The organism is Arthrobacter sp. LjRoot14 (genome assembly GCF_964253905.1).
Classification (GTDB): domain Bacteria; phylum Actinomycetota; class Actinomycetes; order Actinomycetales; family Micrococcaceae; genus Arthrobacter.
Window position 1 is genome coordinate 1653181 of sequence record NZ_CAXURL020000001.1, and the last position, 24531, is coordinate 1677711.

General features: G+C 65.6%; 28 protein-coding genes. 23 read left to right on the forward strand and 5 right to left on the reverse strand.

Translation table 11 applies throughout. The annotated features are described in order from the left end of the window. Positions 1-6 precede the first annotated feature (6 nt). From pgsA to ACSQ12_RS07465, 3 genes are all read left to right on the forward strand, one after another. Positions 7-648, forward strand: a complete 642-nt coding sequence (pgsA, locus tag ACSQ12_RS07455; protein ID WP_436064912.1) for a CDP-diacylglycerol--glycerol-3-phosphate 3-phosphatidyltransferase — start codon at positions 7-9, stop codon at positions 646-648. Next, positions 645-1139 (forward strand): CinA family protein, encoded by a 495-nt coding sequence (locus tag ACSQ12_RS07460; RefSeq protein WP_209746157.1) that lies wholly within the window; start codon positions 645-647, stop codon positions 1137-1139. The genes pgsA and ACSQ12_RS07460 overlap by 4 nt, the downstream gene beginning before the upstream one ends. A 140-nt stretch (positions 1140-1279) precedes the next feature. Beyond that, positions 1280-1723, forward strand: a complete 444-nt coding sequence (locus ACSQ12_RS07465) for a helix-turn-helix domain-containing protein (RefSeq protein WP_043429615.1) — start codon at positions 1280-1282, stop codon at positions 1721-1723. A 121-nt stretch (positions 1724-1844) separates the two neighbouring features. On the opposite strand, the gene ACSQ12_RS07470 is transcribed toward ACSQ12_RS07465, so the two are convergent. After that, on the reverse strand, positions 1845-2354 hold the full coding sequence (locus ACSQ12_RS07470) for a MarR family winged helix-turn-helix transcriptional regulator (RefSeq protein WP_436064913.1): 510 nt from the start codon (positions 2352-2354) through the stop codon (positions 1845-1847). Between the two features lie 41 nt (positions 2355-2395). Here ACSQ12_RS07470 and ACSQ12_RS07475 point away from each other — a divergent pair, with 41 nt between their 5' ends. From ACSQ12_RS07475 to dapF, 6 genes are all read left to right on the forward strand, one after another. Further along, positions 2396-2620, forward strand: coding sequence for a DUF3046 domain-containing protein (locus ACSQ12_RS07475; RefSeq protein ID WP_209746154.1), 225 nt, complete (start codon positions 2396-2398; stop codon positions 2618-2620). A 188-nt stretch (positions 2621-2808) separates the two neighbouring features. Then, positions 2809-3864 (forward strand): recombinase RecA, encoded by a 1056-nt coding sequence (gene recA, locus ACSQ12_RS07480; RefSeq protein WP_028271945.1) that lies wholly within the window; start codon positions 2809-2811, stop codon positions 3862-3864. A gap of 73 nt (positions 3865-3937) precedes the next feature. Then, positions 3938-4429: a regulatory protein RecX gene (locus ACSQ12_RS07485; protein ID WP_209748493.1), complete on the forward strand. Its 492-nt coding sequence runs from the start codon at positions 3938-3940 to the stop codon at positions 4427-4429. A 17-nt stretch (positions 4430-4446) separates the two neighbouring features. Continuing rightward, the gene (miaB, locus tag ACSQ12_RS07490; protein ID WP_436064914.1) at positions 4447-6006 is read left to right on the forward strand and encodes a tRNA (N6-isopentenyl adenosine(37)-C2)-methylthiotransferase MiaB; all 1560 of its coding nucleotides are present in this window, start codon (positions 4447-4449) and stop codon (positions 6004-6006) included. 3 nt (positions 6007-6009) lie between these two features. Beyond that, complete coding sequence (gene miaA / locus ACSQ12_RS07495; RefSeq protein ID WP_436064915.1) at positions 6010-6948, forward strand: tRNA (adenosine(37)-N6)-dimethylallyltransferase MiaA; 939 nt, start codon at positions 6010-6012, stop codon at positions 6946-6948. An 86-nt stretch (positions 6949-7034) separates the two neighbouring features. Beyond that, positions 7035-7979, forward strand: coding sequence for a diaminopimelate epimerase (gene dapF, locus ACSQ12_RS07500; RefSeq protein WP_436064916.1), 945 nt, complete (start codon positions 7035-7037; stop codon positions 7977-7979). Here the strand turns inward: dapF and ACSQ12_RS07505 are convergent. Further along, positions 7960-8574, reverse strand: a complete 615-nt coding sequence (locus ACSQ12_RS07505) for a class I SAM-dependent methyltransferase (RefSeq protein WP_209746144.1) — start codon at positions 8572-8574, stop codon at positions 7960-7962. The genes dapF and ACSQ12_RS07505 overlap by 20 nt on opposite strands. Before the next feature lie 451 nt (positions 8575-9025). On the opposite strand from ACSQ12_RS07505, the gene hflX reads away from it, so the two are divergent. Continuing rightward, positions 9026-10594, forward strand: a complete 1569-nt coding sequence (gene hflX, locus ACSQ12_RS07510; RefSeq protein WP_209746143.1) for a GTPase HflX — start codon at positions 9026-9028, stop codon at positions 10592-10594. Beyond that, a complete protein-coding gene (locus tag ACSQ12_RS07515; RefSeq protein ID WP_436064917.1) occupies positions 10587-12659 on the forward strand; it encodes an ATP-dependent DNA helicase in 2073 nt (690 codons plus the stop codon). The genes hflX and ACSQ12_RS07515 overlap by 8 nt, the downstream gene beginning before the upstream one ends. Positions 12660-12737: 78 nt before the next feature. On the opposite strand, the gene lexA is transcribed toward ACSQ12_RS07515, so the two are convergent. Continuing rightward, positions 12738-13487: a transcriptional repressor LexA gene (lexA, locus tag ACSQ12_RS07520; protein ID WP_436064918.1), complete on the reverse strand. Its 750-nt coding sequence runs from the start codon at positions 13485-13487 to the stop codon at positions 12738-12740. A 325-nt stretch (positions 13488-13812) separates the two neighbouring features. Between lexA and ACSQ12_RS07525 the strand changes: the two genes are divergently transcribed. The 8 genes from ACSQ12_RS07525 (at position 13813) to ACSQ12_RS07560 (ending at position 20269) form a co-directional block, all read left to right on the forward strand. After that, entirely contained in the window at positions 13813-14313 is a 501-nt protein-coding gene (locus tag ACSQ12_RS07525) for a LysM peptidoglycan-binding domain-containing protein (protein WP_436064919.1), read from the forward strand. A 100-nt stretch (positions 14314-14413) separates the two neighbouring features. After that, the gene (locus ACSQ12_RS07530) at positions 14414-15532 is read left to right on the forward strand and encodes a histidinol-phosphate transaminase (RefSeq protein WP_436064920.1); all 1119 of its coding nucleotides are present in this window, start codon (positions 14414-14416) and stop codon (positions 15530-15532) included. 88 nt (positions 15533-15620) lie between these two features. Next, on the forward strand, positions 15621-16247 hold the full coding sequence (hisB, locus tag ACSQ12_RS07535; protein WP_209746134.1) for an imidazoleglycerol-phosphate dehydratase HisB: 627 nt from the start codon (positions 15621-15623) through the stop codon (positions 16245-16247). Beyond that, a complete protein-coding gene (gene hisH / locus ACSQ12_RS07540; RefSeq protein ID WP_436064921.1) occupies positions 16244-17005 on the forward strand; it encodes an imidazole glycerol phosphate synthase subunit HisH in 762 nt (253 codons plus the stop codon). Before hisB ends, hisH begins: the two co-directional genes overlap by 4 nt. 18 nt (positions 17006-17023) lie before the next feature. After that, positions 17024-17164: a hypothetical protein gene (locus tag ACSQ12_RS07545; RefSeq protein ID WP_436067045.1), complete on the forward strand. Its 141-nt coding sequence runs from the start codon at positions 17024-17026 to the stop codon at positions 17162-17164. 54 nt (positions 17165-17218) lie between these two features. Then, positions 17219-17965 (forward strand): bifunctional 1-(5-phosphoribosyl)-5-((5-phosphoribosylamino)methylideneamino)imidazole-4-carboxamide isomerase/phosphoribosylanthranilate isomerase PriA, encoded by a 747-nt coding sequence (gene priA, locus ACSQ12_RS07550; protein ID WP_043480179.1) that lies wholly within the window; start codon positions 17219-17221, stop codon positions 17963-17965. Positions 17966-17978: 13 nt separating this feature from the next. Beyond that, complete coding sequence (locus tag ACSQ12_RS07555) at positions 17979-18908, forward strand: SseB family protein (protein ID WP_436064922.1); 930 nt, start codon at positions 17979-17981, stop codon at positions 18906-18908. A gap of 59 nt (positions 18909-18967) precedes the next feature. Continuing rightward, positions 18968-20269, forward strand: a complete 1302-nt coding sequence (locus tag ACSQ12_RS07560) for an MFS transporter (RefSeq protein WP_436064923.1) — start codon at positions 18968-18970, stop codon at positions 20267-20269. A 149-nt stretch (positions 20270-20418) separates the two neighbouring features. On the opposite strand, the gene ACSQ12_RS07565 is transcribed toward ACSQ12_RS07560, so the two are convergent. Beyond that, positions 20419-20817, reverse strand: a complete 399-nt coding sequence (locus ACSQ12_RS07565) for a DUF1844 domain-containing protein (protein ID WP_028271930.1) — start codon at positions 20815-20817, stop codon at positions 20419-20421. A gap of 286 nt (positions 20818-21103) precedes the next feature. On the opposite strand from ACSQ12_RS07565, the gene infC reads away from it, so the two are divergent. The 4 genes from infC to ACSQ12_RS07585 all read left to right on the forward strand — a co-directional run bounded on the left by infC (position 21104) and on the right by ACSQ12_RS07585 (position 24118). Further along, on the forward strand, positions 21104-22264 hold the full coding sequence (gene infC, locus ACSQ12_RS07570) for a translation initiation factor IF-3 (RefSeq protein WP_436064924.1): 1161 nt from the start codon (positions 21104-21106) through the stop codon (positions 22262-22264). A gap of 116 nt (positions 22265-22380) precedes the next feature. Beyond that, on the forward strand, positions 22381-22575 hold the full coding sequence (gene rpmI / locus ACSQ12_RS07575; RefSeq protein ID WP_009358635.1) for a 50S ribosomal protein L35: 195 nt from the start codon (positions 22381-22383) through the stop codon (positions 22573-22575). 119 nt (positions 22576-22694) lie between these two features. Then, positions 22695-23168, forward strand: coding sequence for a 50S ribosomal protein L20 (gene rplT / locus ACSQ12_RS07580; protein WP_011691339.1), 474 nt, complete (start codon positions 22695-22697; stop codon positions 23166-23168). Between the two features lie 53 nt (positions 23169-23221). Further along, positions 23222-24118 carry a TrmH family RNA methyltransferase gene (locus ACSQ12_RS07585; RefSeq protein WP_436064925.1) on the forward strand — a complete coding sequence of 299 codons (897 nt, stop codon included), beginning with the start codon at positions 23222-23224 and terminating at the stop codon, positions 24116-24118. 92 nt (positions 24119-24210) lie between these two features. On the opposite strand, the gene ACSQ12_RS07590 is transcribed toward ACSQ12_RS07585, so the two are convergent. After that, entirely contained in the window at positions 24211-24477 is a 267-nt protein-coding gene (locus tag ACSQ12_RS07590) for a GlsB/YeaQ/YmgE family stress response membrane protein (RefSeq protein WP_011691341.1), read from the reverse strand. Positions 24478-24531: the final 54 nt, after the last annotated feature.

Sequence of the window (24531 nt, forward strand, 5' to 3'; positions counted from 1 at the left end):
AGGAGGGTGACTAGCACTGAAGCCAACAGCTCAGGCTCCGCCTCCGGGATCTGGAACCTTCCGAACATCCTGACGATGCTGCGGATCGTCCTGGTGCCGTTCTTCGTCTGGTTCCTCGTCGCGGACGCACCGGGATTCGACAGCCAGAACGGCCTCTGGCGCTGGGCCGCGGCCTTGACGTTTGCGGTTGCCATTTACACGGACAAGCTCGACGGCGACATCGCCCGCAGCCGGGGACTGATCACTGACTTCGGAAAGATCGCCGATCCGATCGCGGACAAGCTGCTCACCGGCTCCGCCCTCGTGATGCTCTCCCTGCTCGGCGAACTGCCGTGGTGGATCACCATCCCGATCCTGGCCCGCGAATGGGGGATCACGGCACTGCGGTTCTTTGTGATCAGGTACGGCGTCATCCCGGCGTCCCGCGGCGGCAAGCTTAAGACCGTGGTGCAGACCGTCGCGATCCTGCTGTATGTGGTCCCGCTCGCTTCACTGGCTCCGTGGCTTGGTGTGGTGGCCTTCGTGGTGATGCTGGCCGCTGTGGCGATCACTGTCTGGACCGGCGGACAATATGTCGTAGAAGCGCTGAAGCTGCGGGCAAACGGCCGCCGCGCAGCCAGCCAGCGCGTACAAGGAGAGCTGCCATGAGCAATCTGCACCGCATCGCCGAACAAGCAGTCACCGGAGCCATCGGGCGCGGACTGACCGTGGCGACCGCCGAATCCCTGACTGCGGGCATGGTGGCGGCGGTCCTCGCCGATACCCCCGGCGCCTCGGGGATGCTGCAGGGCGGCGTGGTGTCGTATCAGAATTCCGTCAAGGCGGACGTCCTGGGCGTCCCCGGCGAACTGCTGGACGCCGTCGGATCCGTCGATGGTGACGTGGCGAAAGCGATGGCCGAGGGGGCGCGGCGGGTCTGCGGGGCAGACATTGGAGTGTCCACCACAGGAGTCGCAGGACCGGAACCACACGGCGGGAAGGACGTGGGAACGGTTTTCGTCGGCATCGCCACCGCGGACGGTACGACGTCGTTCGGTTACGTTTTCGAGGGAAACCGCGCGGACATCCGGGGCCAGGCATGTGCGGCTGCTTTGGAGCGGCTGCTGGAGGCCCTATCTTCCGAGGCTTACCCGGCGTAAAGTTGCCGGGAACAAAATTTGATTCCTAATAGTTGTTACATTGTGTCGCTTCGGAATCAGTGAGGCGCCTAGGATGAATAAATAATTATGGTTCGCCTGATGAGGGCGGACCTGACGTACGAGGGAGCAAGGCGATACAGATGGTAAAGCAGCCCGTATCCGTGAACGGCGTTGTCCGCTGGAAGGATGTGGGCCTCGCCGATCAGGCAAAGAGCGAACAGAAGGAGCGCAAGATGGTAGTACTTCGTCACGAAATCGGTGATGTGCTGCGCGACGTTCGCCAGCGTCAGGGCCGTACCCTCCGCGAAGTGTCACACAGTGCCCGGGTTTCCCTGGGTTACCTCAGTGAAGTGGAGCGCGGCCAGAAGGAAGCCTCTTCGGAGCTGCTGTCTTCGATCTGCTCGGCCCTGGACGTCCCGTTGTCCAGCATGCTCCGCGAAGTCAGCGACCGCGTTGCCGTCGCTGAGGGCGTTGCTGTTCCGGACACCGTCCCGCAGGAATTCTCGCAGCGTTACCTTGACCGCGAACTTAATACTGAACTGTCTGACGAACTGGCCAAGGGACTGCTCTCGGGCGCCCGCTGACCCGCACATATTAGATCTTCGTAGTTGACACGAGGGGCCGCCGGCGATGCCGGCGGCCCCTCGTCGTGATGCGTGCTGTCGGAGCCCGCGCGTGCCCTCCGGAGGGCCGGCCGTCAAGCCGCTACTTCGCCTCGTCCTTGGGGAAGCCGTCGCGCTCATAGGTCGCGTTGAGCTTGGCCATGTAAGCGGCGAGAGCCTGCAGGTCCTCCACCGGCCATTCCCCGAGCCGCTCACGGAACACCTCACGCCGGGCATCCTGCACCTGGTGCATCTTCTCCTCGCCCTTGGGCGTCAGCCGGATCGTCTGGGCCCGGCCGTCGAGTGGGTCCGCTTCCTTCGACACAAGGCCGATGCTCTCAAGGAACGCGATCTGCCGGCTGACGGACGGCTTGCCGACTCCGATGCACGTTGCCAGTTCGGTGAGCCGGATGGGACCTTCGCGGCGGATGACGGTGAGAAGGCCATAGGCCGCCGGCTCCATGTCCGGGTGGACCTGCCGGGACAGCTGCTGGGAGAGGGAGCGTCCACGGCGCCAGAAGAGGCTGATCTGGTTCTCCACGGATCGCAGGGCCGCGTCGACGCTGTTTTCGGTGGCCCCGGAAGCATCGGGTTCCACGGCTGGGTTGCTCATGGCAACCATTCTATTGGCCGCAGGCGTGAGAGACTTTATCCGTGCGAATCAGCGACTTTTGGCGGCTCATGGACGACGAGTTCGGTGCGGGATACTCCCGCGTCCTCAGTAGCTCCCTGGTGCTCGCAGGTGTTGGCGGGCGGACCGCGGACCAGGCGCTGGCGGCGGGTGTTCCCCCGCGGCAGGTCTGGCTCGCGATGTGCGATGTGCAGGATGTCCCGGCTGAGCGCCGTCTCGGGAGGGACGTCAAGCCCTCCCGGAACTGATTGTCCGCAGCCTGACACGCCGAAGGATTGTTCGAATATCTGTTCGGGTCGGGCTATGCTTTTTCCAGACCGTTTTCCACATACGCAATGTCATCCGGCAACAATGTCGGTGGGTGCCGTTAGCGTCAGTGATGACAGATAAAGGCCGCTCAGGCCACTCCACAGCGAGAAAACTAGAGGTGTGAACCATGGCGGCAGCCCCGGATCGTCAGAAGGCGCTCGACGCAGCGCTGGCCCAGATCGACAAGCAGTTCGGCAAAGGCTCCGTCATGCGGCTGGGCGACGAAGTACGTGCTCCCATTGAAGTAATTCCCACCGGCTCCATTGCCTTGGACGTTGCTCTCGGAATTGGCGGCCTGCCGCGCGGACGCGTGGTCGAAATCTACGGCCCGGAATCGTCGGGTAAGACCACCGTTGCCCTGCATGCCGTCGCGAATGCCCAGCGGCAGGGAGGCATCGCCGCCTTTATCGACGCCGAGCACGCCCTGGATCCCGAATACGCCGCCAAGCTGGGTGTCGATACCGACGCCCTGCTGGTCTCGCAGCCGGACACCGGTGAGCAGGCTCTGGAAATCATGGACATGCTGATCGGCTCGGGCTCCCTCGATGTCATCGTCATCGACTCCGTGGCAGCCCTCGTGCCCCGCGCGGAAATCGAAGGCGACATGGGTGACAGCCACGTCGGCCTCCAGGCCCGTTTGATGAGCCAGGCGCTCCGTAAGATCACCGGCCGGTTGAGCCAGACCAAGACCACCGCCATCTTCATCAACCAGCTGCGCGAGAAGATCGGCGTTTTCTTCGGATCACCCGAGACCACCACCGGCGGTAAGGCACTGAAGTTCTACGCGTCCATCCGCATCGATGTCCGCCGCATCCAGACGCTGAAGGAAGGCGCAGACTCGGTGGGCAACCGCACCAAGGCGAAGATCGTCAAGAACAAGATGGCCCCGCCCTTCAAGATTGCCGAATTCGACATCATTTATGGCCAGGGCATTTCCCGCGAGGGCGGCATCATCGACATGGGTGTGGAGCACGGCCTGATCAAGAAATCGGGTTCATGGTTCACGTACGACGGCGACCAGCTGGGCCAGGGCATGGAGAACTCCAGGCGCTTCCTCCGGGACAACCCCGAGCTTGCCGCGGAACTGGAGCGCCTCATCAAGGAGAAGCTTGGCGTCGGCGTGAAGCCTGCGGCGGCCGAAGCAGAAGCGTCGCCGAAGCTCAAGGCCGTTGACGGTTTCTAGGGGAAACCGCGCCGGGGACGGGTTCTCCCCGGCGCCGCTGGCTGAACAGGATCCGGAACCGGATCCGGCGTCGGTGGCGCGGGCCATCGTGCTGCGGCAGCTCACCAACTCGCCCAAGAGCAGGCTGCAGCTGGCCCGCAAGCTCGCCGAACGCAACGTTCCGGACGATGTGGCGGAGTCCGTGCTGGACCGGTTCGAAGAAGTCCGGCTCGTCGATGACGCGGAGTTTGCCGACATGTGGGTCCGGAGCAGGTCCCAGACCCGGAAGCTTGCCAAGGGAGCGTTGCGGCGTGAGCTCGCGGACAAGGGCATCGAGCCGGACATTGCTGCCCGGGCCCTGGAACAGCTCAGCGACGAAGCTGAGGAATCGGCTGCGCGCCAACTCGTCGAACGCAAGCTGAAGGCCTCAGCGGACCTCACGGACCGGGCCGAGCGGGACAAAGTCACCCGTCGGCTGGCCTCCATGCTTGCCCGCAAGGGATACCAGCCCTCGCAGGCCTTCCGGATTGTGGGGGAGGTTCTGGACACCGCCGCCGGGGAACGGGCGGCAACGGAATTCCTGTGAACCGGTACCCTTAACAGGTGAGTTTGACCATTCCCTCCCCAGCGTCCGGCACCAGCACTTCCGCCACCACCGACACAGCATCCCCGGCTGCCCGGCAACGTACCTACCAGGTGCGTACCTTCGGCTGCCAGATGAACGTGCACGACTCCGAGCGGATGGCAGGCATGCTGGAAGATGCGGGCTATGTCCCGGCATCCGGGGAGCACGCCGATGTGGTGGTCTTCAACACCTGCGCCGTCCGGGAGAACGCCGACAACAAGCTGTACGGCAATCTGGGGATGCTCGCGCCGGTCAAGGCGGCCAACCCCGGCATGCAAATCGCTGTGGGCGGCTGCCTGGCCCAGAAGGACCGCGAAACAATCCTGAAGAAGGCTCCGTGGGTGGACGCCGTGTTCGGCACCCACAACGTCGGGGCCCTGCCCGCGCTCCTGGAGCGCGCCCGGCACAACAACGAAGCCCAGCTGGAGATCCTGGAGTCGCTGGACGTTTTCCCATCCACCCTTCCCACCAAGCGGGACTCGGTGTACTCGGGCTGGGTCTCGATCTCGGTGGGCTGTAACAACACCTGCACGTTCTGCATCGTTCCGGCCCTGCGCGGCAAGGAAAAGGACCGCCGCCCTGGCGACATCCTCGCCGAGATCCAGGCGCTGGTGGACGACGGCGCCATCGAAGTCACACTGCTGGGCCAGAACGTGAATTCCTACGGCGTGGAATTCGGCGACCGGCAGGCCTTCTCCAAACTGCTCCGGGCGTGCGGCGAAATCGAAGGACTGGAGCGGGTCCGTTTCACCAGTCCGCACCCTGCCGCGTTCACTGACGACGTCATCGATGCCATGGCCGAGACCCCCAATGTCATGCCGCAGCTGCACATGCCGCTGCAATCGGGCTCGGACAAGGTGCTCAAGGACATGAAGCGTTCCTACCGCTCCACCAAGTTCCTCGGCATCCTGGACAAGGTCCGGGAGCGCATCCCGCATGCGGCCATTTCCACGGACATCATCGTGGGCTTCCCGGGAGAAACTGAAGAGGACTTCCAGGCCACCCTCGACGTCGTCGAGAAATCCCGTTTTGCCACGGCATTCACGTTCCAGTACTCCAAGCGCCCCGGCACCCCCGCCGCCGATCTGCCGGACCAGCTTCCCAAAGCCGTGGTCCAGGAACGCTTCGAGCGCCTGACCGCCTTGCAGGACAGGATCGCCGCCGAGGAGAACGCCCGCCAGCTGGGCCGCCAGGTGGAAGTCATGGTCACAGCACAGGCGGGCCGCAAGTCGGAGGAAACACACCGGCTGTCGGGCCGGTCGCAGGACCAGCGCCTGGTGCATTTCTCGGTGCCGGAGGGTGCGGAGAAGCCGCGCCCCGGTGACTTGGTCACGGTTACCATCACCGAAGCCGCGGCTTTCCACCTGGTGGCCGATCCGGCATCGGCGGCAGACTACTCCCTGCGCCGCTCGCGTGCCGGCGACGCCTGGGACAGGTCCCAGGCGGACTCCTGCGGAGCGCCCGTGGCCGGTGGCGGTGCCGGCGGCAAGGGCGGAGTGTCCCTCGGCATGCCGGCGCTCCCCGTCCGCCGCAGCTAGGCCATGGCCAGCCCGCAAGAGCACACCAACCCCACGACGCAGCCTCAGGGCGCCCCTCCAGTTATCGCGGTGGTCGGCCCCACCGGATCCGGCAAGTCGGATCTCGCCGTGGCGCTGGCGCTGGAACTCGACGGCGAAGTCATTAACGCCGACGCCATGCAGTTCTACCGCGGAATGGACATCGGCACCGCCAAAATCACTGCGGAGGAACGCAGGGGAGTCCCGCACCACCTGCTCGACACCCTGGACGTCACCGAAGAAGCCAGTGTGTCCGACTTCCAGCAGGAAGCGCGGGCAGCTATCGCGGAGATCCACGGGCGCGGGAAGCGGGCAATCCTGGCAGGCGGGTCCGGCCTGTACGTCCGGGCCGCCCTGGACGTCCTCGAGTTTCCCGGCACGGATCCGGACATCCGGCGCCGGCTGGAAGCGGAGCTCGGCGACGCCGGCCTGGCCCCGCTGCGCACCAGGCTGGAAGCGGTGGATCCCGCCTCCGCCGCCCGCCTGGGCGATGCCCGCAGGGTTGTCCGTGCCCTCGAGGTCTTCGAACTGACAGGGCGCCCTTTCAGTTCCTTCATGCCCGTCCGGGAGTACTACCAGCCGGCGGTCCAGATCGGGCTCGAGGTGGACCGGGAGCTGCTGAAGGACAGGCTGGCGCAACGCGTTCACGGCATGGTCGCCAACGGACTCCAGGCCGAGGTGCAGCGGCTGGACGCCGCCGGACTGAGGCAGGGCAAAACCGCACCCCGCGCGCTGGGCTACTCGCAGTTCCTGAAAGTGCTCGACGGCGAATGGGATGCCGGGCAGGCCACGGAGGACACCATCGTGGCCACGCGGAAATTCGCCCGCAGGCAACTGACCTGGTTCAGGGCGGACCCGCGCATCCACTGGTTCGATTGGCAGGACCCGGACCTGGTGGCGAAAGCACTGGCTGTCTGCCGCTGACGATGCCGTGCGCTGTGGCACGTGTCCGCTGAGGTTCGGGCCACACGGTTTTCCGGCCCGTCCCGCCGTGACGGTAACCTTGGACTATGGACGAAACCCTTGCACCCGCCCCTGACCGCACACTCCAGGGGCTGAGCGGCCTGGCCTTCTCCAAGGGCCACGGCACCGGCAACGATTTCGTGCTCGTCGCGGACCCCGAGGCTACCTGGCCTATTGCTCCGGAGCAGGTCGCGGAGCTGTGCGACCGCCACCGCGGCATCGGCGGCGACGGGCTGATCCGTGCCGTGCCGTCGCGTTTCCTACCCGAAGGGCGTGAGCTGCAGGCGGTCCACCCGGATGCCGAATGGTTCATGGACTACCGCAACGGCGATGGATCCCTGTCGGAAATGTGCGGCAACGGCGTCCGGGTGTTCGTGCACTTCCTGGTCGCCCAGGGCCTCGTCCGCCTGGACGTCGGCGATGCCCTGACCATCGGAACACGCGCGGGCGCGAAGACTGTGGTGCGGACCGACGACGGCTACGCAGTGGACATGGGCCCGTGGGAGTTTATTTTCCCGGGTGAGGCGACGGCGCGGGCCATGGACTCGCTCGTGACAGCCGACGGCCTGGAAGTACCGCGCCCGGCCCTGTCCGTCAGCATGGGCAACCCGCATACCGTCGTGGCCCTTGCAGAACTCAGCGAGCTCGAGGCAACGCAGCTCTTCAAAGCACCGCATGTGGATCCGAAGCCGGCCAACGGCACCAACGTCGAGTTTGTCGTCCCGTCCGAGCCCCTGGTCCACGACGGCGTCGGGACAATCACCATGCGGGTCCATGAGCGCGGCGTGGGGGAGACGCAGTCCTGCGGCACCGGCGCCTGCGCGGCGGCCGTGGCCATCCGCCACTGGGCCGGTCAGGACGCTCCGGACGCCTGGAACGTCAAGGTTCCCGGCGGCGTCGTCGGCGTTAAGTTCTTTGCGGGGCCGGAAGGCCACGAACATGTGGAACTCAGCGGTCCGGCAGTGATCGTCGCTAGCGGGACGCTTTCCTGACCCGAAGGATCCTGAAGGACTTCGAAGTGCTTTCCCGGGTGACGGTAAAGCTGCTGTCCAGTTCGGCGCCCAGCCAGCGCTGAAGCGAGTCGGAACCAAGGTTCTTCTGGACCACCAGCCAGGCGGATCCGCCCGGCGCCAGCCGGGGAAGCCACAGCAGCAGCAGGGAGTGCAGCTCGTCCTTGCCGATCCGGATGGGGGGATTGGACCAGATCGTGTCGAAGCGGAGGCCGGGATCGACGTCGTCAGGCAGGCTCGCGGTCACGTTGTTCAGACCCAGCAGGCCGGCATTTTCATTTGTCAGTGCAACGCAGCGTTCGTTCACGTCCACGGCGTAGACATGCGAATGGGGTGCCCGGAGGGCCATGGTCAGCGCGATCGGACCCCAGCCGCAACCGATGTCCAGCAGGTTGCCCTGGGGTGAAGGGGCCGGCACGTCGGCCAGCAGCACGGCAGTTCCCTTGTCGATACCGTCGGGGCTGAAGATGCCGCCGGACGTCTGCAGCCTGCGGGTTTCACCGGCAAGTTCCACGGTTAGCGGCTTGCGGGTGAACGGCCCGGCAGGTTGGGCGCTGAAATAATGTGCAGACTCCATAACTCGCCAGATTAGTTGCCGCGCGCGCCGATGGGAAACGGGGACAGGAACGAAGCACTGACACCGGTCTGCTAATGTTTAATCCATGTTCTTGATCTTCGAGTAGCCGGCACGGGCCTAAGCCCGTCCCGCAGCGACGCAGGTATTCACCTTCCGCTCAGTGCGCCGTCCTGCCGTGATTTTCCGGCCCGACGTCCCGCCCGTACTACTTGGAGTCCAGCAATGCTGATCATCTGACCACGCGCATCCCGTCAGGACAGGCGCATCCTCCGCAACCCCGACTGCCTTCCAGGCGTCCGCCTCCGTTACCGCCCGTACCGCCGCCCGCTGCCCCGCAGCCGCCGGCACTCCAGGAGCCCGAATGACCCATAGTCGTCAGCCCAGCGCGAATACCGCCCCGCAGACAAACAATCAGCATTATTCTGAAAGTGTCGAATCTTCAAAGGAGAACATGACCAACCAGCCCAACACCGGATCAGATGCAGCCTCCCAGGACATGAGTCCTGAGGAAATCCAGGCCGTCATCGACCGGATTCTGTCCAAGGACGTCCCGGCCCGTGCCGCTGGCTCCGCCCCGGAAAATCCGCGCGGAGTTCTGGGTTCAGCCCAGGCGATTTCCCGCCAGGACAGCGAACACAGCATCTTCGACGGGGACCAGCAGGACCTCGAGGAACGCCGGGCCCTGCGCCGTACGGCCGGCCTTTCCACCGAACTCGAAGACGTCACCGAAGTTGAGTACCGGCAGCTGCGCCTCGAACGGGTGGTGCTGGCCGGCCTCTGGACCGAAGGCACCCTCGCCGACGCGGAAAATTCACTCCGCGAACTCGCTGCCCTCGCCGAAACCGCGGGCTCGGAAGTCCTCGACGGCATCGTCCAGCGCCGTGCCAAGCCTGACCCCGGTACCTTCCTCGGCTCCGGCAAGGCCCAGGAGCTCAAGGACATCGTGATGTCCACCGGTGCCGACACCGTAGTGGTGGATGCCGAGCTGGCGCCCTCACAGCGGCGCGGACTCGAGGACATCGTGAAGGTCAAGGTGATCGACCGCACGGCCCTGATCCTGGATATCTTTGCCCAGCATGCCAAGAGCCGCGAAGGCAAGGCACAGGTGGAGCTGGCGCAACTCGAGTACCTCCTCCCGCGCCTGCGCGGCTGGGGCGAATCCATGTCCCGCCAGGCCGGTGGCCAGGTGGGCGGCGCTGGAGCCGGCATGGGTTCCCGCGGTCCCGGTGAAACCAAGATCGAACTGGACCGGCGCCGGATCCGTACCAGGATGGCCAAGCTGCGGCGCGAAATCGCCGCGATGAAGCCGGCGCGGGAAACCAAGCGGGCCAACCGCCGTCGTAATTCCGTCCCGTCCGTAGCGATCGCAGGCTACACGAACGCCGGGAAGTCCTCGCTCCTTAACCGGCTGACTGACGCCGGGGTCCTGGTCGAGAATGCACTGTTCGCGACGCTGGATCCGACCGTCCGCAAGGCGGAAACAGCCGACGGCCTGGGTTACACCCTGGCGGACACCGTGGGCTTCGTCCGTTCCCTGCCCACGCAGCTGGTGGAAGCGTTCCGCTCCACCCTGGAGGAAGTGGCCGATTCGGACCTCATCCTGCACGTGGTGGACGTCTCGCACCCCGACCCGGAGGGCCAGATCGCCGCGGTCCGGGCAGTGTTCAGCGAAGTGGACGCACGCAAGGTCCCGGAGATCATCGTGCTGAACAAGGCCGACGCCGCGGACCCCTTCGTCGTGGAACGCCTGAAGCAGCGCGAACCCCGCCACGTGGTGGTATCCGCACGCACCGGGCAGGGCATCGCGGAGCTCCTGAAGGCGATCAGCGAATCGATTCCGCGGCCAAGCGTCAAGATGGAGCTGCTGATTCCCTACAACCGCGGGGACCTGATCAGCAAACTCCACGAAACGGACGCCGAAATCCTTCGCCTGGATCATGAGGAGGAGGGCACCCGCGCCCTCGTCATGGTGCGCGAAGGGCTCGCCGCTGAACTGGAATCCTTCATCAGCAATGTCTGATCCCGGGGCCGGAGAAACCAGCGGCTCCGCCGGCGAGGAGTTCGTCATCGAACTGCTTGACCGGGCAGTGTCCGGCATGGGCGGACAGAGCCGCAGCGGCCAGCACGAGATGGCCCGGCAGGTGGCGCGCGCTATCGACAGCGGCGACCACCTGCTGGTCCAGGCCGGAACCGGCACGGGCAAGTCCTTGGCGTACCTGATTCCGCTGATTGCCCATTCACAGGTCAGCGAGAAGCCCACGTTGGTGTCCACCGCCACCCTGGCCCTGCAGACCCAAATCGTGGGCAGGGACCTTCCCCGGCTGCTGGAAACCATTACTCCCGCGCTGGAGCGCCCCGTCAAGGTCGCGCTCGTCAAGGGCCGGGCAAACTACGTCTGCCGGCACAAGCTCGACGGCGGATTCCCCTCGGAAGAGCCTTCCGAGGGGCAGCTCTTCTCCCTGGGCGAGGACACCAGCGTCCCGCACTTCGCCGCCTCCCTGGGCGGTCCGGCGTCGCAGCTGGGCAAAGAAGTGGTCAGGCTCCGCGAGTGGGCGGAGAAGACGGCCACGGGGGACCGGGATGAACTGATGCCGGGCGTGACGGACCGTGCCTGGCGGCAGGTGTCCGTCACGTCAATGGAATGCCTGGGCGCGCAGAAATGTCCCATGGCTGCCGAGTGCTTCAGCGAACTGGCCCGCCAGGACGCCGCCGAGGCCGACGTCGTGGTCACCAACCATGCCATGCTGGCCGTCAGCGCCTTCGAAGGCCTGGCGGTGCTGCCGGAGTACGACGTCGTGGTGGTCGACGAGGCGCACGAGCTGCAGGACCGGGTAACGGGAGCGGTCTCCGGCCAGCTGTCCGTGGCCATGGTCCACGCCGCCGCTTCCGGCGCCCGGAAGAATACCGGAATCACGGTGGATGCGCTCAATAACGCTGCCGCGAACCTGGAACTGGCCATCGCCGGAGTCCCCAGCGGCCTCCTGCCCAACGGCCTCAACGACGAACAGCTCGACTGCGTGGACCAGCTGCGGGAAGCCTGCCGCGCGGCCCTTTCGGATTCGAAAGGGGACAGCGCGAATACGGCCGACGGCGGTCGCCAGCTTGCGCGCTCACGCCTGATGGTCATCCTCGAGCTCTGTGAACGACTGATCGCCGCCCGGGAAAACCGCGAAGTGGTCTGGTTCTCGCGGAACAGCACCTTTGACCCGCAGCAAGGCTATTCGCAGCCGGACGACGCAGCGCCGGCCTTGATCAACATAGCCCCGTTGAGCGTGGCCGGGAAGCTGCGTGACGGGCTCTTTGCCGGCCACACAGTGGTCCTCACCTCAGCCACCCTCGCGATCGGATCGGCCTTCGAGCCGGCGGCGGGAGGGCTTGGGCTGGTGGGCCCGGGTGCACCCAGCTGGACCGGCGTGGACGTCGGGTCCCCGTTCGACTACCCCAAGCAGGGGATTCTCTACGTCGCCAGCCATCTGCCGAAGCCCGGCCGTGGAACATCCCCCGAAGCGCTGGATGAGCTGGAGAAGCTGATCCGGGCGTCCGGCGGCGGGGCACTGTGCCTCTTTTCGTCGCGGCGGGCGGCGGAGGAAGCGGCTGAGGCGATGCGCCCGCGCCTGGATGTCAGCATCCTGTGCCAAGGCGAATCAACCATGACCGCCCTGGTGCGGCAGTTTGCGGACGAGCCGGACACCTGCCTCTTCGGCACAATGTCTCTCTGGCAGGGCGTCGACGTTCCCGGCGGTTCGTGCCGGCTGGTTGTGATCGACCGGATTCCGTTCCCGCGTCCCGATGATCCGCTGATGACGGCGCGTTCCCGGGCGGTGGCACAGGCGGGCGGCAACGGCTTTATGTCGGTTTCGGCCACCCACGCGGCAATCCGGCTCGCCCAGGGGGCCGGCCGGCTGATCCGTTCCACCGGCGACAAGGGTGTTGTTGCGGTCCTTGATTCCCGGTTGTCCACGGAGCGCTACGGGGGCTTCCTGCGGGCGGCCCTGCCGCCGTTCTGGCCCACCACCGATCCTGCGGTCGCGGTTGCCGCCCTGTCGAGGCTGGCGAAGGCTCCGTCGGCGGCGGCCGCAGGCTGACAACGCGTGCCGTTGCCGGCGCCACCTGACCGTTTCGGGGGCCCGAAGTCGGGTCCCCGGAAGCGGGCTGCGCAGCGGCTACAGCGAACGAAGAACGGACACGACCTTGCCCATGATGTTGGCGTGGTCGCCGAGGATGGGCTCGTACTGCGTGTTCTGCGGCAGGAGCCAGGTATGGCCGTCCCGTTGGCGGAAGGTTTTGACCGTCGCCTCGTCATCCAGCAGGGCTGCCACGATGTCACCGTTGACCGCGTCACTCTGCCGGCGGACCACAACCCAGTCGCCGTCGCAGATGGCGGCGTCGATCATGGAGTCGCCGGTCACCTTCAACATAAAGAGCTCGCCGTGGCCGACCAGCTGCCTCGGCAGCGGCATCACGTCCTCGACCACCTGGTCAGCCAGGATAGGGCCGCCTGCTGCGATCCGGCCGACCAGGGGGACCATGGCCGTATCCGTTGCGGTGGCCAGTTCGGAGACGGCCAATCCGCCGATGGTGCGCAGCCGCGCGGGCTTCTCCACGCCTGAGATTTTGGCAGCACCTTCATCCAGGGTCAGCGGCATGAGTACTTCCATGGCCCGCGGACGCTTCGGATCGCGGCGGAGATAGCCCAGCTTTTCGAGCTGCGAGAGCTGGTGGGTGACGCTGGAAAGGCTGGCCAGGCCCACGGTGTCGCCGATTTCACGCATTGACGGCGGGTAGCCGTTGTCATTGACGGACCGCTGGATGGTTTCCAGAATCTTCTTCTGCCGTACCGTGAGGCCCTTCGGCTTCGCTGGTGACTGCTGGCTCCGCTGCGTAGCCCTGCCGCCGGTGGCTTGTGCTGCCATGTTCGCCAACGCCTTTCCGTTCCACCCGGCCTCCGTGGCTGCAGCTGCCGGGAACTTCCGGCCTGAAAATGTCAGACCCTGCTGATCAACTGCAGAAGTGGTTGATCTGTAGCTCAAACGTAGGCCAGCCCCACAGCTTTTTCAAACATTTGTTCTAGTGAGTCTCGACAATGTTCGTTAATAAGTGCTAGAACAGAACAAGCAAAGTTCGAATATGTGTTCTAGTCCAAAACCCCGTTCGGTCCTATGTTCGAAGACCGGGCGGGCGGATGGCAGCTTCAGGAACATGCCGGGCAGCACAGTCAGGTCCAGGAGGGCTCAGTTCATGTCAGCAACAAGCGCTATTCATGGTTCGCGTTTCAAGGGTTCGGCCGGCCAGGGCCGCGGCCCTCACGCATCGGAGTTTCCGGGTTCCGCCGGGCAGGAAGCCGGGGCTTCGGGAATTCGGGGCTTCAACTGGGAGGAGCGTCCCGCGGAGAAGGCCGTGAAGGCGGCCAAGGCAAGGTCCACGCAGCCGCCGCTCCGCCTGACGCGCAGGGGGCGCATCGTCCTGGTGGGCGTGCCGCTGATTCTGTTGGCGGTGCTGGTGATCTCGCTGGCCGGTTTCCTGAACTCTCCGGCGAAGGCGGCGGATTCCGCGTCCGAGCTGTCTGTGACCCCCACCGTGTCGGTGACGGTGCAGCCGGGGCAGTCCTTGTGGGAGATCGCCGGATCTGTCGCGCCGGAACGCGATACCCGGGACGTTGTTGCCGATATCGTTCAGCTCAACAACCTCGACGGCGGCAGGGTCATGCCGGGCCAGCAGATCTTTGTCCCCTCAAACTAAGGCCCGACACCCTGCGCGGGCAGCGGGCGGAAGCAAGCCCCGGCAGGGCCGGAAGCGTCACAGTTTCGGCGCCCCGGCCACGCTCACTTAAACTATTGAAGTGACTGACCAGCTAGAGCGCCTGAACCGACTTCCCCTCCGGACCAACCTGCGTGGCCTTACCCCGTATGGTGCGCCGCAGTTGGACGTTCCCATTCTGCTGAACGTCAACGAAAACACCCATGGCGTTCCGGCCGATGTCCTTGTGGCCATTTCCGAGGCCGTGACGGCAGCTGCCGCGGGATTGAACCGCTATCCGGACCGTGAGTTCACCGAGCTCCGGGAGCGCCTGGCCGAGTACCTCGGCCACGGTCTGCGGGCAGAGAACATCTGGGCCGCCAACGGATCCAACGAAGTGCTGCAGCAGATTCTGCAGGCATTCGGCGGGCCGGGACGTACCGCACTTGGTTTCCCGCCCACGTATTCCATGTATCCCCTCCTGGCCAGCGGTACCGACACCGAATACATCGTCGGCCAGCGTGCGGACGACTATGGGCTCAGTGCCGAATCGGCTGCCCGGCAGGTCCGGGAACTGCAGCCGAACATCGTCTTCCTGTGTTCACCCAACAACCCCACCGGCACCGGGCTGGGACTGGATGTGGTGGAGGCCGTGTATGCCGCAGGCGAAGCCAGCCAGACTGTCGTCATCGTCGATGAGGCGTACCACGAATTTGCCCACGACGGTACGCCCAGCGCCCTGACTCTGCTGCCGGGCCGTGAACGGCTGATCGTGTCCCGTACCATGAGCAAGGCCTTTGCCCTGGCCGGGGCGCGCCTGGGCTACATGGCCGCTGCGCCCGAGGTTGCGGATGCGCTGCGTCTGGTGCGGCTGCCGTACCACCTGTCCGCCATCACCCAGGCCACCGCCCTGGCTGCCCTGACCCACCGTGAGGCCCTGATGGCCGACGTCGAAGACATCAAGCGGCAGCGCGACCGGATTGTTACGGAGTTGACCCGGATGGGCCTCAAGCCTGCCGCGTCCGACTCCAACTACGTCTTCTTTGGCGGCCTGGAGAACCCGCACGAGGTCTGGCAGGGGCTGCTCGACCGCGGGGTTCTGATCCGGGACGTGGGGATCCCCGGGCACTTGCGCGTCACGGCGGGCACTGAGACGGAAACCACAGCCTTCCTGGAAGCCCTGGAACTGATCCTGACCGGGCAGCCCAGCGTCCCGGCCTAAACTGGAGTCAGACCCCCGGTCCGAGGGAATCAGTCCCGCGACCCGGTACCCCGACGTTATTTCTCCTTACATCCAAAGGACACAACACATGAGCACCACCGGATCCATTGCTGCCGAGGCCCGGACCGCACGCATGGAGCGTTCCACGAGCGAATCGTCCGTGCTCGTAGAAATCAACCTCGACGGCACGGGCGTCTCGGACATCAGCACTTCGGTTCCGTTCTACGACCACATGCTGACCGCATTGTGCAAGCACTCGCTCATCGACATGACGGTCAAGGCCACCGGAGACATTCACATTGACGTCCACCACACGGTGGAGGACGTCGCCATCACCTTTGGCGAGGTACTTCGCACTGCTTTGGGCAACAAGGCCGGCATCCGACGCTTCGGCGAAGCCACCGTGCCCCTTGACGAAGCCCTGGCCCACGCCGTGGTAGACGTCTCCGGGCGTCCCTACCTGGTGCACGGCGGAGAGCCTGCGGGCCAGGAATACCACCTGATCGGCGGACACTTCACGGGTTCGCTGACCCGCCACGTCTTCGAAGCCATCACCCTGCATGCCGGCATCTGCCTGCACATGAATGTCATTGCCGGACGGGACCCGCACCACATTGTGGAGGCCCAGTTCAAGGCGTTTGCGCGGGCACTGCGCGCGGCCGTGGAACCGGACCCCCGCGTGGAGGGCATCCCCTCCACCAAGGGCGCACTGTGACCGGGCCGGTCCTTCGCGACGGAGCCATTTTTGATCCTGCCGCGAACGCGAAGCCTGCTTCTCCCGAGGGCAAGCCCACTGTCACCGTCCTTGACTACGGTTCCGGGAACGTCCGCTCAGCCGTGCGCGCCCTGGAGCGTGCGGGCGCCGAGGTCATCCTCAGCGCCAAACCGGAGGACGTCCTGAATGCTGACGGACTGCTCGTGCCGGGGGTCGGGGCCTTCGAAACCGTGATGCGCGAACTCAAGGCAGTGGACGCCATCCGGATGATCGGCCGGCGCGTCGCCGGCGGCCGTCCAGTCCTGGGCATCTGCGTAGGCCTTCAGGTGCTTTTCGAGGCCGGAGTCGAGCACGGTACCGAAGCGGAGGGTATGGGGGAGTGGCCCGGCAAAGTCGAGCTGCTGCCTGCCGAGGTAGTGCCGCACATGGGCTGGAACACCGTGACGGTTCCGGAAGGATCCAGGCTCTTCGAAGGCGTCGAAAACGAGCGGTTCTACTTCGTCCACTCCTACGGTGTGCAGCACTGGGACTTCGATGTCATCCAGCCGCGCATGGCGGCACCGCTGGTCACCTGGTCCGAGCACGGCGCACCATTTATCGCCGCCGTGGAGAACGGGCCGCTGTGCGCCACACAGTTCCACCCGGAAAAGTCCGGCGACGCCGGCGCCCGGCTGCTTCGCAACTGGGTGAACAGCCTGCGCCGCGGCCAGGGCGCCGCCACCGCAGCCGCCCCCGCCAGTGCCGGGCCGGCCGCCTAGATGTGGTCGATTGTCCTAATGGGCCTCGCCGGTCTGCTGGTCGGCGGGGCACTGTCCTTCAGGCAGCAGCACAAGCCCCTCTGGACCCAGATCGTTTTTTACGTTCTGGCCGGAATGGCGCTCCTGGCCGCCTACCTTCTTACCTTGCCGGCCAGCTAGCCGGGCCCGCACTTCCCGATCAACGCAGCTTCACTACAACCTGAGGACCTGAAGATGACCACCGAAACGCCGCTGCCCGTACTGGAACTGCTGCCCGCCGTCGACGTCGTGAACGGCCAGGCGGTCCGCCTGGTCCAGGGCGAAGCCGGCAGCGAGACGAGCTACGGCACTCCGCTGGAAGCTGCGCTCAACTGGCAGGAACAGGGCGCCGAGTGGGTACACCTGGTGGACCTGGACGCCGCCTTCGGCCGCGGCTCGAACGCGGAACTGCTCCGCGAAGTAGTGGGCAGGCTGGACATCAAGGTTGAACTTTCCGGCGGCCTGCGCGACGACGAGTCCCTCGAAAAGGCCCTGGACCTGGGCGTTGCCCGCGTTAACCTGGGCACTGCTGCGCTTGAAAACCCGGAATGGACGGCCCGCGCCATCGACCGCTTCGGCGACAAGATCGCCGTCGGCCTCGACGTGCGCGGAACCACCCTGGCAGGCCGCGGCTGGACCAAGGAAGGCGGCGACCTCTGGGACGTGCTGGCACGCCTTGAGGAAGCCGGCTGCGCCCGGTACGTGGTCACCGACGTCACCAAGGACGGCACCCTGCAGGGTCCCAATGTGGAGCTGCTGCGCCAGATGGTGGAGAAGACCGGCAAACCGGTGGTGGCCTCCGGCGGCATCTCCAGCCTGGAAGACCTCAAGGTCCTGCGCTCGCTCGTTCCCCTGGGCGTCGAAGGCGCCATCGTTGGCAAGGCTCTCTACGCCGGTGCATTCACGCTGCCGGAAGCGCTGGATGTAGCAGGCCGCCGCTAGGCAGGCAACCGTCATGGAACAGCGACCTCCAGCACGCGAACTGCCCGGCCACATCGCAGCCGCACTCGCCGGCTCCGGGGGAGCCACGGATTCGGCCGGGCAGCCCTGGGCGGGCCGCAGCCTCGCCGGCGAGGCTGCGAAGATCCACAACTTCGAGGACGACGACGGCAGGGCCGACGCCGGTTACCTCGCCTCTGTTGCGGCCCTGCGCTCGGCCGCAGGCGACGAAGCTGCCGTGGTGGCGTCGCTGGCCACTGCCCGGGTGTTCGTTCCGATCGTTGCCCAGCTGGCCGAGGAAAGCGTTCATGCGGCGGCTCCGCAAGGTATCAGCCCGCACGGTGGCGAGGCGCATGGCGACGAGGTTCATGGTGACCAGCTGCACGGGGACAAGCAGGCGGATATGGCGCTGGTAACGCTGAAAGCGCCGGGCGGACGGACGGCGATGCCGGTCTTCACATCGGCAGCAGCCCTGTCCGCGTGGCATCCGCAAGCCCGGCCGGTGGCGGTATATGCCGCGCGGGCGGCGCTGTCCGCGGTGGCCGAAGGCGCTGAACTCCTGGTTCTGGACCCCGGTTCCGAGTACACCTTTGTTGTCCGCCGCCCGGCAGTCTGGGCCCTTGCCCGGCAGCAGGAGTGGCTGCCGTCGTACGCGGATCCCGAGCTTGCCTGTGCCATGGCCGAGGCAACGGCCGGCTACCCGCCCGTAAGGCGTGTCGAACTCGAAGCGGGAGGCGGAGTCGCCTCGGCAACGGCAGGCGGCGCAGTCGTCCCCGGCGGCGGCCCGGGCCCGGAGCTCCGGGTGGTGCTGTACCTGGCAGACGGACTGGATGCGGCCGGTGTCCAGGCAATCGTGGCGGGGCTTAACGCCGAGTGGTCCCGGAATGCAGTCTTCGCCGAGCGGGTTGACTCGATCGAGGTAAAGTTGCAGCGCGCAGCAGAGTAGCCGGCGGTAGGCGGGGCACAACCCCGGTCCTGCCTTCGGCAGGACAAAGGACGTACCCCGTGAATTTCGCTCTTTACAAGGAGCTCTTGGCAGTCAGGCCCATCAGGCGCCTGCTGACCGTCGGAATGATAGCCCGCATACCGCACTCAGCGGCCGGCGTACTCCTAACGCTGCACATCGTCCTGACACTGGGCGAGGGGTATGCCGCCGCCGGTGCTGCGGCGGCAGTGATGACCATCGGGATCGCCCTCGGCGCCCCGTGGCGCGGACGCCGGGTGGACACCGTAGGCCTACGCAAGGCACTGGTTCCCTCTGTCGTTTCCGAGACCGTCATCTGGTCTGTGGTGCCGCATGTTTCGTACCAGTGGCTGCTGGCGCTGGTCTTCGTGGGCGGTCTGCTCACACTGCCCATCTTCAGCGTGGTGCGCCAGTCCCTGGGGGTGCTGGCGAGCGGTGAGCAGCGTCGGACGGCATTCGCACTGGACGCGATCGCCACGGAGTTGGTCTTTATGCTCGGCCCCGCAGCCGGGGCCATTGTGGCCACTGCCGGCTACTCGGTTGTCGGGTTGACGGTGGTGGGCGTATGCACCTCCGTGGCCGGACTCTTCCTGATGTGGTTCAACCCTCCCACCCGCAGTGCGGTGCCGGATGAAGAATACGAAACGGACCAGCAGGAGGGCGCGGAAGTGGCGGTCGTCGCGGCCGCTCCGGCACATCTGCAGGAAGCCGCGGCGGAACTCGCTCCCGTGGCGGCCGGTGAGCTCCGTCGTTCAGGGCTGCGGCACAAAGTGGCACACAACTTCGCCTGGTTTACCGCGGCCGTAGCAGCGGTCTTCGCCGTGGCCGCAGGGGCGGGCATGGTGCTCAGCGGCACGGATGTGGGGATCGTGGCCGCTTTGGAGACCGGCGGGCATCAGGCGGAGATCGGTCTGGTCTTCGTCTTCTGGTGTGCGGCTTCCGTGGTCGGCGGCCTTCTCTACGGCGCCATGCACAGGCCGGTTTCACCGATTCTCCTCTTGCTGGGCATGGCCGCCCTCACCATCCCCATGGGCTTTGCCCGGGACACGCTGACGCTGTGCCTGCTCTCGTTGCTGCCCGGCTTGCTGTGTGCGCCGGTCCTGTCCGCTGCATCCGAAAAGGTGGCCGACCTCGTGGAGGAGGCCCGCCGCGGTGAGGCCATGGGCTGGTACGGGTCCGCGCTCACGGCCGGAGTCGCCCTTGGCGCCCCCTTGGCCGGCCTGTTCATCGACGGAGTCGGGCCGTCCGCCGGGTTTGTCTCGGTGGGAGCAGCCGGTGTTGTCCTCTGCCTGTTCGGACTGGGGCTGCAGCAGCGGCGGCGCCGGCGCGGCGCGATCGCCTAGGCCGGCCGCCCAGAGTTTTTGTCCAGATACCGGGGCCTCCGGGGTGCGTAAGTCCCCGTATCTGGACAAAAACTCATGGAATGACGACGGCGGCGGGTGGACCCGCTTGGTCCGCCCGCCGCCGTCGTCGACAATTGCCGGTGAAATGCCTAGTTGACCGGCCCGGTGTACTTTTCCCCCGGACCCTTGCCCGGAGCGTCCGGAATGATCGACTCTTCGCGGAACGCCAACTGCAGGGAGCGCAGTCCGTCGCGCAACGGACCGGCGTGCTGGGAACCGATCTCCGGGGCGGCGGCGGTCACGAGTCCGGCCAGCGCCGTGATCAGCTTGCGGGCCTCGTCCAGGTCCTTGAGCTCCTCGGCGTTGTCCTCAGCGGCAAGGCCGAGCTTAACGGCCGACGCGCTCATGAGGTGCACAGCGGCGGTGGTGATGACCTCGATGGCGGGGACCTCTGAGATATCGCGGATCTGTTGCGACACCTGCTCCTGGCCGTCACGCTGACCGGCGGCGGGCTCGAAAACGTGTGAATTACTGTCTGAAGTGCTCATACTGGTAAGCTTGTCACAGACCGACTGAATGTCGTTATTTTGCTATGTGGAACCCGCGGCTGCCAATGTGCAGTATTCGGGGTTCTGTCTGTAGAATCGACTTCAGTTTGCAAGCGGAGTTCTCTCCCACCCGCGTCAGCCGTTTTCCCGGAAGTGATTCCCATGGAAGCAAGGTTGCCGGGTACCTGGTCGGGCGAACCACGGCAGCGATAGCTGCCTGGAACGCGTACAGCCTCTCCGGAGGCAGTGCACATCCGATCTTCGAGGCCTTCGATTGCTCCGGCAATTGGGGGCCTTCTCTATTTGCCGGTGGAATACTCATCTCAACAACAGGAGTTCTAACATTAGCGAGCCAAGAATCAATGAGCGTATCCGCGTCCCCGAGGTGCGGCTGGTCGGCCCTGCAGGTGAACAGGTAGGAATCGTCCGTATTGAGGATGCCCTGCGTTTGGCTGCCGAGTCCGACCTTGATCTCGTTGAAGTTGCACCGCAGGCCAAGCCTCCGGTGTGCAAGCTGATGGACTTCGGCAAGTACAAGTACGAAGCCGCCGTCAAGGCACGCGAGGCCCGGAAGAACCAGACCAACACGGTTCTGAAGGAAATCCGTTTCCGGCTGAAGATCGACACCCACGACTACGAGACCAAGCGCGGCCACGCCCTCCGCTTCCTCGGCGCCGGGGACAAGGTCAAGGCTATGATCCAGTTCCGCGGCCGCGAACAGCAGCGTCCGGAAATGGGCATCCGCCTGCTCCAGCGCTTCGCCGACGACGTCGCCGAAGTGGGCGTTGTCGAGTCCAGCCCCCGCATCGACGGCCGCAACATGGTTATGGTCGTCGGTCCGCTGAAGAACAAGGCGGAGGCCAAGGCAGAAGCGCGCCGTGCAACGCAGCGCGCTGAAGCAAAGGCGCAGAACGAAGCCAAGGCCGGCGGCCGCGTTGATGTCAGCCGTGACCAGCCCGCCATGACGCAGTCCCTGGCGGACCTGCTTCCTGAGGGTTTCGCTGTAAACACTGAAGAGGCAGCGCCGGAGGCTAGCGCCGAGGCCGCTACGGCTTCAACCAGCGCCGAGGCACCTGCCGAAGCGGTCGCGGCACCGGAAGCCGAGGCTCCGGCCACGGAAGCGCCGAAGCAGGCAGCTCCCAAGCAGGAAGCCCCGAAGCAGGAAGCACCTGTAGAGGAAGCTCCCAAGGCGGCACCGGTCAAGGAAGCGCCGAAGCAGGCAGCGCCGAAACGCGAAGCCCCCAAGGCAGCGGCAGCTCCGCGTCCTGCGGTAAGCAAGCCCGCAGCGGCCAAGGCGCCTGAATCGCCCAGGCCTGCAGCGGCAGCCCCCGCAGCGCCGAAGCCGGCAGGAGTGCCGTCGCCGCCCAAACCGGTAGCACGGCCCGCGGCGCCCAAGCCAGCTGCACGGCCGGCTGCTCCCAAGCCGGGCACCAAGAAGACCAACTAGTTCAAAGCTGCGCGAAGCATCGCCTGAGCGCAGCAAGCAACCAGCACGCCGCCCGCAGGGGTGGCTGCACGAAAGACTGCAGACTTGTCTGCGGATACGTAAGGAGATCGGTCCCCATGCCGAAGATGAAGACCCACAGTGGTGCTAAGAAGCGCTTCAAGCTGACCGGCAGCGGCAAGCTGCGCCGCCAGCAGGCCAACCGCCGCCACTACCTCGAGCACAAGTCATCCAGGCTGACCCGTCGCCTTGCCGGCGACAAGATCGTCTTCAAGGGCGATGCCAAGGTCATCCGGAAGATGCTCGGCATCTAAGTTCCAAGTTCTCTGACTGCTCGCCACCTGGCAGCGGTCAACTACCAAAAAGGCTTCTCAGGCCAGCCGGTTGTTCCGGCAGTAGTCGCTTGGGATCAGAATTCTGAAGGAGTACGCACGTGGCACGTGTGAAGAGGGCGGTCAACGCCCACAAGAAGCGCCGGGTTATCCTTGAACGCGCTAAGGGCTACCGTGGACAGCGTTCACGCCTGTACCGCAAGGCCAAAGAGCAGCTGCTGCACTCGTTTGTGTACAGCTACGGTGACCGCAAGAAGAAGAAGGGCGACTTCCGCCGCCTGTGGATCCAGCGCATCAACGCTGCATCCCGCGCCAACGGCCTGACCTACAACCGTCTGATCCAGGGCCTGAAGGCCGCTGAGGTCGAGGTTGACCGCCGTATGCTGGCCGAGCTGGCTGTTTCTGACGCCAACGCTTTTGCTGCCCTGGTGCAGGTTGCCAAGGACTCGCTGCCTGCCGACACCTCCGCGCCGGCCGTCTCGGCCGAAGCCGCCCCGAAGGCAAAGGCTGCCAAGAAGCCCGCCGCCAAGAAGGCCGCAGCGAAGAAGCCTGTTGCTGAAGAGGCTGCCAAGTAGTACCTGTTCTGGGTAGTTCAAGAACCGGTGGCAACAGCCACTAAAGTTCTTATATGAACGAAACCGGGCGCCCGCAAGATTTTCCACTCTCCAACCCCCGAGCTGATCGGGTGAGGGATGTGGCAAAGCTTGCCGGGCGCCCGGCCCGTTTAAAGCGCGGGCAGTTCCTGGCTGAGGGGCCGCAGGCCGTCCGCGAAGCCTTGGTGCTCCACCAGAAAAGGATGGCGGCGGGGGAGCCCGGCGTGGTCCACGAGGTATTCGCGAGCGAGGCCTGCCTGGACCGCTACCCCGAGTTTGAAGAGCTGGCTGACGGCGTTGACGCCAGGCTCGCCACGGACGAGGTGCTCGCCGCCATGGCGGACACTGTCAATCCCCAGGGCATCATCGCCGTCTGCGCGTTTGTGGATGTGGCCCTTGACGCCGTGCTCGACGCGGGGCCCCGCCTGATTGCTGTGCTGTGCCAGGTACGGGACCCCGGCAACGCGGGAACCGTCCTGCGGGCAGCCGACGCTGCCGGGGCCGACGCGGTCGTCCTGACGGCCTCGAGCGTGGATATCTACAATCCCAAGGCTGTCCGTTCCACCGCAGGTTCTCTGTTTCACCTCCCCGTAGTCCTCGGCGCGGACCTGGCCGGGTTCGCCACTGCCTGCCGCGAACGCGGAATCGGCGTCCTGGCCGCGGACGGATACGGCCAGCTGGACCTGGACCAGCTCCAGGACGAAAATGCCGCCCGGAGGCTGGGCAACCCGGGGACCGAGTCCGCATACGACCTTGGCCGGCCCACGGCGTGGTTGTTCGGCAATGAAGCCCAAGGTTTGTCCGACGCCGAACTCGCACTGGCCGACCACCGTGTGGCCGTTCCTGTCTACGGCGCCGCGGAAAGCCTGAACGTGGGCACTGCCGCAACAGTGTGCCTCTACGCAAGTGCGCGTTCCCAGAAGCGGGCCTGAACGCAAAGGCGGGGGCCCACCTTCCGGTGGGCCCCCGCCGTCGTAAATTGCACCATTCGGCACCTTGGTGCCTTATGCGGTGGTGAGTGTCGTTATGTGGTCTTGCTCCTGCCGGTGATGAAGCCGTAGATTCCGGCGACAACCAGGCCGCCGACGATGGCAAGAAGCCAGGAACCGAGGTTCCAGAATTCCATTTTGCCGCCGCCAAACAACAGGTCGCCGATCCAGCCGCCGACGATGGCGCCGACAACACCAAGAACGAGGCTGGTGACCCAGCCGCCGCCGACCTTGCCAGGCATGATCGCCTTGACGATAGCTCCTACAATGAGTCCGAGAATGATCCAGCCAATAAAGCCCATTTCTCCTCCTACATATTCGTCGGAACTCTCTACGGGTCCCGATTATGGATTCAA